This is a genomic window from Haloarcula terrestris, assembly GCF_031624315.1.
In the GTDB taxonomy this organism is placed as follows: domain Archaea; phylum Halobacteriota; class Halobacteria; order Halobacteriales; family Haloarculaceae; genus Haloarcula; species Haloarcula terrestris.
This window is the reverse complement of sequence record NZ_JAMQOM010000015.1, coordinates 1-12,374: the sequence shown is the minus strand read 5'-3', so window position 1 is coordinate 12,374 and position 12,374 is coordinate 1. Positions and strand designations below refer to the sequence as shown.

The following is a 12,374-nucleotide window of genomic DNA, read 5'->3' as shown; positions in this document are numbered from 1 at the left end:
GCTCTTACAGTTCCTCGTATGCAACATCATACACCCAACTATCCGAATCCTCATTTTCATACTCATCGAGAATTTCTTCTTTCGTCCGCCAGTCCTCCTTGAGAATGGAATCAATTTGGCCATAAATCGAAGCTCGCCGCTTCATACCATGGTGTTGCAATTCCGTATCCAGGAGCCGTTTGAGGAGTTTCGGTGGAATGTCTTCTTCAGCAGCGACCTTTCTCAAAACCTCTTCCTCCTCTTTACTGAAAGAGTCAAGATCATCATCAACCCAATCCAGGCTGTCACCCATTACATCTTCGTAAATCTGGGGAACAGAATCTTCCCAATCCGATTCCTCATTACGCCAGAGACGACGGATCTCTTTCAGTTCTGGATCGCGAATCAGTTCCAAGTACTCCTGATCGTCACTCCGGCGTTCATTGACTTCCTTTTCGGTTTCTAAGAGTCTACGGAGCAAATCTTTCCGGAATTCTAGCTTATATGCTCTTGGGATAATCTCCCCCTCAGCGCCGTTGGTTTTGGGCTTGACTTTCCCGTAGCGGCGCCCTTTCATTTCCCGGTAGGTAGATTTCTCATCAGGATCTTGTGTTGACTTCAACATGTCCCGAAATTCGAGAAGTGGTTCCATCCACTCATTCCCAGCATCGATCATACCTTCCATCGCTTTGTCATCAGAGACGACAGTACAGGTCCAGCAGCCGAACCGGCTATTCCCACAGGAGGGCGTGGATGTATCGATTACCATTGGGCATTCGTCATCTGCTTCCTGGTACAGCGCAGCGAGGTCACGATTGCTCTTGCCCCAGGGACATTCAACCTGCAGTAGGTAGTCCCAGACGTCGTCAACAAGGAAATCCTCAATTGGGGTGTAGATATATGCGCTTGAGAACTTCGAATGGCGACTGAGAACTGACCCATCGATACTATTCAGGTTCATTACCTGCTCGCGGGTGGCACTTTCAGATTTGCGAGCACCCAAGATTACGACTGCTTCACCATGCTCTGAGATTGTTTCTTCGATGAACCGATCCGCTGGGTCAATTTTCAGCCGGTCAGTGCACCAACGGAAATTTTGATTGGGTGCCGGGTACCCTCGGCCGATCAGATTGACCCAGAATGAATCATCAACTTCAGGATAGACTTTGTGTGCCTCAAATGGTAACCCTGCTTCCTCTGCATATTTGTCAACATTCTCGAGAGTAGACGTGATGTGGTTGACGATTTTGGGCGTCTCGACTAATGTATCGCTTGAGATCACGTGGACAGTTTTCGTTAACTGGTCCTCTTCTAATTCACTGAGAGCATGCCAAATTAATTGGAGAGCAGTCGTCGAGTCTTTTCCCCCGCTATAACCAATGACCCAGGGTCGTTCGTCGCGAACGTACGTTTCCCTGATTTCTTGATGAATTTCTTCTAAACTCCGGGTACTAAATACGGACTCGCGATCCCTTTCATTCGGGTCAGATCGCCCAGATTCATTGGCATTCGTATCGTCTGTACTCATAGAGGGTCTGGTAATCACTCCCCCCTCAGAACACTTAATAGCTGTCTTACCGCGGTGGAAGTGAAATTTGACTCTACAGCTTCAAGTCGATCCGCGATGTGTGACAAAAAGATAGTATTTATAGCTGTAATATTTCATTAATTGAAAATATAAATGAAAGTATAGTTCTTGATTTGTTTTCAGTTGTGCCTTTAATATTACTGAATTATACTATAATTTGCAGTTATTTAACCAATGGTGGCAGTTGGTAATCATACTTGACCATTTATATAGGTAGACACATATCCTGGCTCATGGAAAGTGTATTCAAATGCCAACTATAGCTGAAGTTCTTTCGCGGGCACCCAGGAACGAACTGGATATGTTAATCCCAGAGTCAGTTGATCGACTTTTGGAGATATTAAATAATGAGTCGCTATCCTCGCAACGAAGGGTGGAGATCGCTCTCAGTATAACTCCCCCAGAACAGCTTCTTCGTAACACAACCTACCGTGACCAACTCTTCACTCGATTAAAAAAAGATGAAGCAGACCAGTTAGTTCAAAAATTAGGTCTAAACGATGACAAAAACTCCTTCTCTACCCTAAAAGGTAGTCAATTCTATAAATATAGTAGTCGTGAGACGAGTTTATTTGATTATTTTGATGTCCCACTTCCTGATAGAGATGATGACGGAGACCTACCAGGATTAACTGATGTAACGCCAAAGTACGGTTTGTTCGATTATCAACGGACAGTTTTCAATCGTGTTATGAAGGAATTCCAGGGAGGGGAAAACCGGGTATTTCTTCATATGCCAACTGGATCGGGTAAAACTCGAATCACTATGTCACTGGTATGTAGTATAATCAGAGCGTCTGATCCCGGCCTGGTTTTGTGGTTGGCCGAAGGTCAAGAACTTCTTGACCAAGCAGCTGACGAATTTCAAACAGCCTGGAGCCATTTAGGTAATCAAGAGGTTCAGATCAGTCGCTTCTATGGGACCCATGAGTGGAATGAAATTAATCAAGGATTAGTCGTTGCAGGGTTGCGCAAACTTTGGAATAAAGAGAAAAAATCAGCAACATTCCTGGCTAACTTTTCTAGTGATGTTTCATTGGTAGTATTTGATGAGGCTCATCAATCAGTCGCCGAAACATATCAAAAAATGATTGATCGTCTAACTCTATTCAATGAGAGCTGTCGACTGTTAGGTCTCTCTGCAACACCTGGGAGGAGTTATTCTGACCGATCTGCGGATAGGGAGCTAGCTAAACTATATGATCAGAATAAAATCGAAATCGATGTCTCGGGTTACAGCGACCCTTTCAATTACTTGAAATCTGAAGGATATCTATCCAAACCGGAGTTCCACACATTAAAAATCAACAAACAAATTCTGAGTGAGGATCTACGAGAGGAAGTTGAGGGGATGAGTCAAGGACAGGATTATTCAAAAGCTATTTTGAGGGAATTATCCGAAGATGAACGACGTAATCTGTCGATTATACGCAAAATCTTAGACCTAATTAAAGAAGGTCACAACCGGATAATCCTCTTTGCGACAACCGTCGACCATGCAAGAATTATTTCTGCCGCATTGAAAGGTCAGGATGTCGACTCGGCAGTCATCACAGCGGAGACGCCGAATTATATTAGGGAGCGACAAATTGAGCGATTCAAATCTGATAACGATGGGCCCCGTGTGTTATGCAATTACAATGTATTGACGACCGGATTTGATGCCCCACAAACTAGTGCAGCCGTAATTGCAAGACCAACGACATCACTAGTGTTATATTCACAGATGGTGGGTCGGGCTATTCGAGGTCCTAAAGTCGGAGGTACTGAAGATGCTGACATCTGGACAGTCATTGATACTGACCTACCAGGGTTCGGGGATTTAACAGAAGCATTTTGGAACTGGGAGGACGTCTGGTAACTATGTCGCAACAAGAAACGATACAAGATTATCATTTTGCCAGCGGAAGCCAGTTCTTAGAATCAATCCGAAGTAGTGGTTACAAAAACGTAGCGAGAGCCCTCGCGGAACTGGTTGATAATTCAATACAGGCTGGGGCTTCCGATGTCGACATTCTCGTCTCAGAAAAAGAAGTAACTCCCAACAAATATACTGTCAATAGGGTTAACGAGATAGCGGTCCTTGACGATGGTGAGGGAATGGATAGTGATCTCCTCCGTCGCGCACTCAGGCTTGGTGATGGGACACACTTTGACGATCAATCGGGTATAGGAAAATTTGGAGTTGGATTACCTCAAGCCTCTGTCTCACAAGCTAAACGGATTGACGTTTGGACATGGCAAAATGATATTGAGAATGCATATCACACTTATATCGATCTTGACGACGAGGAGTGGGTCAAAAATATGTCTATTCCAAAACCGGAACAAGATGTAGAAATCCCTCAAAAATGGAAGGACACAACTAGTTTCCCAAAAGACTCTGGGACACTAGTCGTTTGGTCTCATGTTGATCGGGTCAATTGGAAACAAGGTAAAACCATCTACAAAAATTCTGAAGATCTGATCGGTCGAATGTACCGGAATTGGATCCATACAGATACTGAGCAACCGGATGCATCCATATCACTCAAGATTTACAATGAGGAGACAAAAGAGGTTGACCAAACCTGGAAATTCCAACCCAACGATCCTCTCTATCTCATGGAGAACACGAATGTCGATCTCCCAGAAGGCGTTCCAGATCCTATGTTTGAACAGATGGGAGAAAAAATCGAGAGAAAATACCAGGTCACAAAACCCGGCGAAGGAACGACGGAGGAGACGGTCACACTTACTTTTTCGATTTGTAAACCAGAAACTCGGCAAAGAGTTGATGGAACACCAGCTGGTGCTGCATCCCATGGTAAGCATGCAAAGGACAACATGGGCCTATCAATCGTTAGAGAAGGACGTGAACTACTCCTCGACAGAAGTTGGACTACTAAGGATCCCCGTAACAGATGGTGGGGAGCACAAATCGAGTTTGGTCGTCGGATGGATGATATCTTTGGTGTTACAAATAACAAGCAGGGAGCCGATCGACTCGTCGAAGTTGCTAACAGTGACTGGGAAGATTATGCGGAAGAAGGCGAAACGACAGCAGAAACGCGAGAGCGTTTAAAGAGTGAGGATTTTCAAACATATGTTTGTCTTGACCTCCGACAAAAAATTGACGAGGTTATCGGTGAACTTGCCACAAAGGTTGAAGAGATAGGTGAGTATAATGTTGACGATACAGAAGACAATGATGAAGATAACCGTCATGAGGGGACTCCAGAACGAGTTGGAACGGCAGTAACAGAGGAACGGAAGGAACAGGGTCAGACTGGCGAAAGCGATGAAGAAGAAGAGCTATCAGAAAATGAGAAGGAAGAAGAAATACAAACTAGATTAGAAGAACAAGGATTGGATGAGAGAACTATTGAAGAAGTGAAAGGAGATGTGGTTGATTATGGACTCAAGTTCTCTTTTGTAGAGAAGCCACTGGCTAGCTCACAAATATTCTCTGTCGAACCTACAGCAGGTAGTATTATTATAGGGGTCAATAAAGATCATCTTGCTTATGAGGAATTGTTTTCTTCACTCGAATTCGAGGATGAAGAAGAATTTGATGAAGAAGAGGCAACAGAAAAACTTGAAGCAGCAAATATGGCTCTGAAGCTTCTGTTAGAAGCATGGGCTCGTATGGAGGATGAAGAATCTGGCGAGACAAAGCACCAGTTGAAAGATATCCGGAATGACTGGGGTAGAGTTGCCCGGGAATTCTTAGCCCAAGATCAAGTACCAGAGTGATACAAATCACTCGAATACTAGTTAGATCATAAATATGAACTTTGAGTTTTCTGGGACAGACCAAATAGAGGAGTACTTTTCATCTGAATCTGGGGATATCAGATATATTTTTTCTCCATTTATCCAACGGGATACAATTGCTCGCGTATTACCCGAAAAAAGTGTAGATACCATTGTAATTACACGGTGGCAGAGAGATGATCTGCGTTCAGGGGTCTCTGACCCTGATGTGTATAAATTTTGTGAGGAACATGGATATGTACTTAAAATAAACCCCTATCTCCATGCCAAAGTCTATTCTTGGGACTTGAATAAAGCGATTGTTGGAAGTGCGAATTTAACTGATGCTGGAATGGGTATCGGTCAAGAGACAAATATTGAGATATTGACTGATCCACTTCAATTATCTACTGAAGCTCAGTTCAAATTACGCCGAGCCGAAAAAAATGCACAACTTGTGACCGAAGCTGGTTATGAAAAAGCGCTTGAAGTTACTCAGGAATCGACTATAAATTCAGATCTAGATGATGAATCCATTGATATTGGTAATCAACCTGAATTCCTTGTCTCACAGCTTCCGACCACTGAGGATCCTGAAGTGATCGTATCTGTGTTAGCGAGTAATTATGATCGAACACTCACAGATTTGCCAGCACCTCAGCGACATTGTGTCATGCATGATATGACATCTTATTCATTGAAGCACCTACAGGGTCGAAGCGAAGCTGAAGTCAGAGATGGGATGAGGCAGCAATTTGAGAGTCATCCTTTTATCAAAGAGATCATTGCACGTATGGAGCCATCAATATATTTTGGAGAAATGAAAGAATTCGTACAACAGATGTGTGTGGACGTACCGACTCCATCACGCCGGGAATTAACAGAGGATATTCAACTCTTATATAACTGGTTTCCAAAAATATCGCCAGAACGATTCACTTGCGATATTCCGGGAAAACATTCAGAAAGACTTCGTGATACTGAATCATCCCAATACGAGTAGAAATAGGTTGGATTTGCTAGTTTGGAATGGAGGGATTACTTTTCCACTTCATCTTTGATATCTGACGCCGTGGTATACCTATTTGATTCGGGGATTGTGAATACCGCCAAAACCAGACCCTTCCCGCGATCAACTCGGAGATTCAATCCGGCTAATTGCGCTGGTCGGGAGTATTGACGTACAGCAATACCGGTAATTCAAATCTCCGCTCAGTAGGTGTGATAATTTCCTAGTGAAGGGTGAGAGTAGGTCAAGAAGATACCTCTAAAACTTCTGGTGATCATGACTGATTGGGCTCGGAACAGAAGTCACCGGCATATATGTAGAAATAGCCAGTATTCAGTCTATGGACAATACGGATACTATATCAATTTACTTAGCAGGACCGATTAGCGATGGCCCTAATCCCTTCGCTTGGCATGAAAAGATCCAACAAAGATGGCCAGATATTACATGGATTAACCCGTTCAAATCACATTCCTACCCACGTTCTGAGGCACATGACCACGTGCAGGAAATCATCGTAGAAGACCTGGATCTTGTCCGGAGCTCAGACGGGGTCCTTCTACGAAGAGTTGACGGACAAAATTTGGCAGGAGCATCGATTGAATGCTATGAAGCTAATCGACATGGAATCCCAGTCATTATATGGAATGATACCACCTCAGAGGTTCCATTATTTCTCAAGGGACATTCAGAGGAGATCATGGAAGATCTCTCTGACGCGGTCAACGCAGTACTTCGATTATCCTAAAGCAATGTCGGCAAACCAAATATCGCTTATAGATTTTAATGTTTTCGACTTTTTTGTAGATATTATTCCAGGCTTCCTATTTCTGGTTTTCATGTATCAGCAATTCTCTCCAGATATAAAGTATTCAGTAGAACCAACTGGTCTATTTACTATATTGCTACTCAGCTACATTCTTGGTCATTTTATACAGCGTATTTCAGAGTTCTTATATTGGAATCTGTTTGGCAATCCGAGCGGATTTGAACAGAAGCTCGAAAAAAGGGGGGTGAATGAAATAGAGGAACAATATAAGCAAACCAGCCCTAAACAAACGCCAGACGGAGGAGAGATAGATTCTGAAACGCTTGACTATTGGCTGGTCAACTCTGATGATAAGCTCCATTTTCAGACGCTTGAAGCTAAGCTGATATATTTTTTATCGATTGGCTATAATATGAATAAGTCGATTCAGCGTATCCAAACAGGCAAAGCAAATGAAATATTCCAATTGTCGTTTACATATGTGGCGTCACAGGGTGTCACTGGACGAGTTGAGCGCTTCTTCGCTATCTCGAATTTATTCCGGAGCTTGTCTTTTTTATCTTTTTTGTTGGCTTGCCTTTCAATATATGATATATTTCTAAGAAATGGTCCAAATATCCTGGAGATGCCTTATTTCACCACTGTTCCCGCTCTTGCTCTATTTGTAGCTGGAATTCTATCATATAAAGTGAGTCAGCAATATCGGAATAATATGTATAGAGCATTGATCGCAGACTTTGTATCTGATCACTGCCGTTTCGAGTCAGATTTGGGAACCTGAGACTGGAATACTATATTTTGAGGCTACCGGGAGATAATTGCTTATATGTTCTATTGAGAGTAGTGGGCTAGTGGGCAAGATCATTCGTGAGGCTACCAAATATAGATATGATGATATTAGCGCAGATCACGAGGCCCGGGCAAGTACCGATCGGTCGTTGTTTGGCATCAAGAAGATGTTCGACGAACAGCCAGAGAAAGCAGCTGACCTGGCCGAGGAGTTGATCAAGAACACGTATCGGACACTGATGACACGGGGGATGAAAGGCTGCTATCTGTACTGCTGTGACGATCAGTTGCAGGAGTACATGCGGACACGGATTGGAAACCTGGAGGTCGGCGAAGAATGAGTGAGTGCCTGTGTGACTGAGATCACGAATCCAAGACACGTCGTATAATACTACCAGTCCGTCGCACGGGTTATTGTACCAGTATGGATATGAACACACCATGACAGACGGGTTAGAGCCAACCGAAACGACAGATGACGAGATTACAGTCATCATCTTGGGGAAGCCAAACCGGCGAGAGCGGATTGCGTGTTCTTCATTCAAAGAAGCGATTCGTCTGGTCAAAGCAAAAAATGGTCCTGAGACCACTGTGAAAATTGAAAACCGAAGTGAAGAGATTCTGTTCACGTCTGACGAAATGGATATCGACGACTGGGAGAACGAATGGGGGCGTGCGAAGCGACGACTTGCTGTCGACGTTGAGGACTACGATTGCCCGTACGATAGTGTCGGGTGTGTCGTTGACGACCTGTGTGTTCAGTGTAAGATGGACAAGGTTCAGGACCAGTACTGACGGTACCTGCATCAATGTCTGACTGTTATCTAGACAGCATCGGTAGTGTTTAGTTAGTAGCATTGAGCCATTGAGCGAAGCTCTGCAACCAGTTTTCGGCGGTTTCCGGTTCGACGTGACTGAAGCAGTTCGAAAATGACGAGGTTCGACGCTTTAGCTCTCGAAAAATCCGTTCGACAGCGTTCCGATTTCCGTGGCGACACATCTGAAATCGGAGTCCAACTCGTTGCAGTGCAGTTTGGAGGTGTTTCGCACCATCGACGAGGAACACGGCAGTTTCGATATCGTGTTTCTGCCGTAGTTCGTTGAGAAAGATTTCAGTCAGGGCGGTGGTAGTCGTCGAAAATAACCGGACGTGAAGCAGTTCGTTCGTCTGTGGATCGGCAGCGGCGTACAGCCAATACTGCTGGTCGTTGATGCGAATCACCGTTTCATCGAGCGCAATTTGATTCGGAGATCGCCCAGATTCTGGCTGTAGATCGGCTTTCTGCACCCAATCGTGGATCGCTTTTCTCGAACGTTGGACACCCAGTGAGTCGAGTAATTCGACGGTATTCGACAACGAGAGCCCCGCAACGTGCGATTGAATACCCAGCGCCATCGCCGGCTCGGGTGTCCGCTCACGCTCCACAAAATCCAAATCAATCCAGTCTCTACATCCGCTGAGGCGTGTGATTTCTGCCATGGACAGCTGAAATCACTCTCGCCTCACTTTTCACGCTTAACTAAACACCGCCACAGCATCCGGCCGAACAGTGATACGGCTTGGTATACATACCCCGCCAATGGACATCCAGGCCGGGGCTGCAGAGTGGGCAACGATCGATCCATGGTGGGCCACCACGAGTGACGATCCCGTCGCCAATCTCGAGAACTCTCAACGCTATATCCTCGATTCTGACTGGCTGACCGAGACATGGGCCGACATCGAGCCGTGGTGGGATGTCTATGCAACCGAGGCCGAAACTACCTACCGAACCCTTCAGAACACTGTGGCCACACTCACAGCCCACTGGAAGGCCAGTGACAGCCACTTCGACACGGATCCACTCTCGGAACCCTGGAACCAGAGCACGGGCAACAGTGGCCCGTTCCGAATTACCCACGAAGAAGATTGGTCGCAGCTCCTCGCGTATCTCTGTCGGAATTCTGCTGGCCCATTCCTTGAGGCGGTGTTTGGAGAAGCATTCGCAACCACACCGACACGGGTCCGTCGCGAAGTCCCATTTCACGCACCGGACAAAATGAACCGTCGTATCGATATTCTTGTCGAATATCCAGCCAAGGCCATCTCGATTGAAATCAAAGTCGGTGATGAGCATTACGGCAAGACCCCGGATACCGCTGCGCTCATCGAACGCCACGACACACGTGACTGGACCCACGTATTGCTCCTCCCCGAACAGAAGCAATCTGTACTTCAAGCGACCTTCGGCACAGCATTCGATACGAAGACGGATCCACCGACAATCGACACCTCACGGAAACCACAGATCCAAGTGCTGTACTGGCAGGGAATTGCACGGGCACTTCGCCGGGTGCTGGTAACCGACGCGGAACCATCGTCACACTGGCTGAGTACAGCCTATCTTTGTGTCGCACTCATAGAACAGAAACTTCTCGGATTCGATCCTGTCCTAGGGACAGCCCACAGCGATACAGCTGCTGAAGGCGTCCCGGATCTCTGGGCGCTCGAACGATCGGATATCTCGGCCCAACTAGCCTATTTCGACTCGTTAGAGACGATGCTCTCGTCAGTTGAGTAAGGCCTAATCGTCGGTATCGGGTTCAACACCCCAGTATGTGCCGAACTGCTCGAAATGGTCGATGAGGTTGTCGGTCGCAGCCCGCAACTCGGTTCCGTCCGTGACCGGGATGTAGATAATACCCGCGGCATTGTTGAACTGATCAGTGCCGAAGTTCACTTCCCAATCGCCCGCCAGGGTCTTCTCTTTCACCACCTCGAAATCGTCGGCGTGGTCGTGGTTTATTTTGTAACACGCTGCACAGAGTGCACCAACATCGGTATTCTCCCCCCAGTCCGTGGGGTCGACCCACCGTACCGAGATGTTGAGTTTGAGTTGGTTCCCGGTTTCGGGGTTGATACGTGTCATCGGTAGATTGTCGCGTACGTTCGCCAGAATTGTCCCTGAATCCCAGTGATATTTGATATTCGCAGGGGCATCCGATTCAAATAGCTCTGGTTGGGCGGCCTGCATCTCGGTGCCAACACGGCTGAGTTCGGCATGGAGTTCGGATTCGAACCGGTCCAAGAGTCTTTTCGCCTTCAGACACCGATCGTTAGCAATAGCTTCGGTGACGAATTCATCGTTCATTCACTGTGGCCTCTGTGCCAGACGTTATGTGACCGACTAGATAGAGTTACTGGCAATCGGGGTTCTATCGTCTCCCATTGGTCTGCGTTTCGCTATCCTCACAGGGGCCGCTCCTTTTTCCATGGTCTCTCTAGTGTACATTCAGATAGCGGGATACCTATCTTTGTGATTCGGGGCATCCTGTCAGTAGTGGACGTCTGCGGGCACGATCCAGAGCGTCTGGCCGTCTTCGTCTTCCTCGAGAATCCGGTCGAGCTGACCCCGATGTCGAATCCCCTGTGCGTGTTGGTCGTACATCGGGATGGACGGCCCTTCGTACGCCCCGACCTGATGGAACGCATGGCGAGCGAGGTCCTCGTCGCGCATGATCGCCTCGTCGCTGAGTTCGTCAAGAGCCTCCTTCACGCGGTCGAGATTCCGTTGGAACTCTTCTTTCGTGGCGTTCCAGGCCCGATCGAGTAGCTCGCTACCTTCCTCGGAGTTGATGGGTGCTGCCGTCGGCAGGTCTCCCCAGCGAGCCTTTCCAGCCATCGTCACATCTTCCTGCTCGAAAGTGACGAAATAATCAAAGACCGCTCGAGAATGGGGTCCAGTGCCAACGAGTCGATTGAACACTGCCTTTCCTGCAGCCAATGCTTCGTCTTCTGTCGATGCCTCTACCAGCGCGTAGATCACCATGTGCATTTTGTACACCTCAAGCGCCGACGCATGGGTACGGGGCGAGCCCGTCCCAACTTCGCCGGCACCCATCACGGCGGAAAAAACCACACCCGTGGTCGTGGCTGCGCGCGCAGCGTAGCGAGCACGGAGCGGAGGGTGGGGCGGTGGGGTCTGGGCTGGTCTGGCGCATAATAAAAAAAGAGAGGGAGCGCGCAGTCGTGTACCTTCTCGGAAAGATAGGTGCAGAGCTGTTGGATGGCCCCTTGTGTCCATCCTGTCGGTGCAAACACAGTGTTGGTGGGTTTGCAGTCCTGAGCGTAGATGATACTTGATCAAAATACAGAAAGACCACAAAATGCAACCAGCCTAAAAGTACACTGGTCGACTCTCCGAAACGATTAGCTCCCAGTAATGATCCTTGATATACTGACAAGAGGACGGGAGAATATTGATTCGCTCATCGTAGAGCTTTATTCTATATGTCGGATATCGAATTGGAGTGGCGACAGTTGCTCCCAAACGCCGTGATGACCTACACAGAGAGTGATCAAATTACTCGGGCGATTCGCCTGATCAGTATCAATATCTCGGCTCTGTAGTTTCGATACACTGCGCTGGATTTCACGGATATCGGACGCTCCGACGAAGGTTGTAGACGGTGGCTTTGAGGATGATTTCACGGAATTCGAGCCACCAGCTTCGCGCACGCACGGC

11 protein-coding genes and 1 pseudogene are annotated in these 12,374 nt (G+C 47.0%); 7 read left to right on the top strand and 5 right to left on the bottom strand.

Translation table 11 applies throughout. From position 1 onward, the window contains the following. Positions 1-4 precede the first annotated feature (4 nt). A complete protein-coding gene (dndC, locus tag NDI54_RS19250) occupies positions 5-1,507 on the bottom strand; it encodes a DNA phosphorothioation system sulfurtransferase DndC (RefSeq protein ID WP_310897990.1) in 1,503 nt (500 codons plus the stop codon). A gap of 361 nt (positions 1,508-1,868) precedes the next feature. Between dndC and NDI54_RS19245 the strand changes: the two genes are divergently transcribed. The 6 genes from NDI54_RS19245 (at position 1,869) to NDI54_RS19220 (ending at position 8,664) form a co-directional block, all read left to right on the top strand. Beyond that, positions 1,869-3,428: a DEAD/DEAH box helicase gene (locus tag NDI54_RS19245; RefSeq protein WP_310897989.1), complete on the top strand. Its 1,560-nt coding sequence runs from the start codon at positions 1,869-1,871 to the stop codon at positions 3,426-3,428. 2 nt (positions 3,429-3,430) lie between these two features. After that, entirely contained in the window at positions 3,431-5,302 is a 1,872-nt protein-coding gene (locus NDI54_RS19240; RefSeq protein WP_310897988.1) for an ATP-binding protein, read from the top strand. Positions 5,303-5,336: 34 nt separating this feature from the next. Further along, a complete protein-coding gene (locus NDI54_RS19235) occupies positions 5,337-6,305 on the top strand; it encodes a phospholipase D family protein (RefSeq protein ID WP_310897987.1) in 969 nt (322 codons plus the stop codon). 758 nt (positions 6,306-7,063) lie between these two features. After that, the gene (locus NDI54_RS19230; protein WP_310897986.1) at positions 7,064-7,861 is read left to right on the top strand and encodes a hypothetical protein; all 798 of its coding nucleotides are present in this window, start codon (positions 7,064-7,066) and stop codon (positions 7,859-7,861) included. Between the two features lie 70 nt (positions 7,862-7,931). Then, positions 7,932-8,210 (top strand): DNA/RNA helicase domain-containing protein, encoded by a 279-nt coding sequence (locus NDI54_RS19225; protein ID WP_310897985.1) that lies wholly within the window; start codon positions 7,932-7,934, stop codon positions 8,208-8,210. Positions 8,211-8,310: 100 nt separating this feature from the next. Next, positions 8,311-8,664 carry a hypothetical protein gene (locus tag NDI54_RS19220; protein ID WP_310897984.1) on the top strand — a complete coding sequence of 118 codons (354 nt, stop codon included), beginning with the start codon at positions 8,311-8,313 and terminating at the stop codon, positions 8,662-8,664. Between the two features lie 49 nt (positions 8,665-8,713). Here NDI54_RS19220 and NDI54_RS19215 read toward each other — a convergent pair whose 3' ends face one another. After that, on the bottom strand, positions 8,714-9,349 hold the full coding sequence (locus NDI54_RS19215) for an IS6 family transposase (RefSeq protein WP_310897983.1): 636 nt from the start codon (positions 9,347-9,349) through the stop codon (positions 8,714-8,716). Positions 9,350-9,449: 100 nt separating this feature from the next. Here NDI54_RS19215 and NDI54_RS19210 point away from each other — a divergent pair, with 100 nt between their 5' ends. Then, on the top strand, positions 9,450-10,430 hold the full coding sequence (locus tag NDI54_RS19210) for a hypothetical protein (RefSeq protein WP_310897982.1): 981 nt from the start codon (positions 9,450-9,452) through the stop codon (positions 10,428-10,430). Between the two features lie 3 nt (positions 10,431-10,433). Here the strand turns inward: NDI54_RS19210 and NDI54_RS19205 are convergent, their stop codons facing one another. The 3 genes and pseudogenes from NDI54_RS19205 to NDI54_RS19195 form a co-directional block, all read right to left on the bottom strand. Further along, on the bottom strand, positions 10,434-11,000 hold the full coding sequence (locus NDI54_RS19205; protein ID WP_310897981.1) for a hypothetical protein: 567 nt from the start codon (positions 10,998-11,000) through the stop codon (positions 10,434-10,436). Positions 11,001-11,183: 183 nt separating this feature from the next. Further along, positions 11,184-11,684, bottom strand: coding sequence for a PX domain-containing protein (locus NDI54_RS19200; RefSeq protein ID WP_310898012.1), 501 nt, complete (start codon positions 11,682-11,684; stop codon positions 11,184-11,186). A gap of 597 nt (positions 11,685-12,281) precedes the next feature. Next, positions 12,282-12,374, bottom strand: a pseudogene (locus tag NDI54_RS19195) (IS5/IS1182 family transposase); the annotation flags it as partial.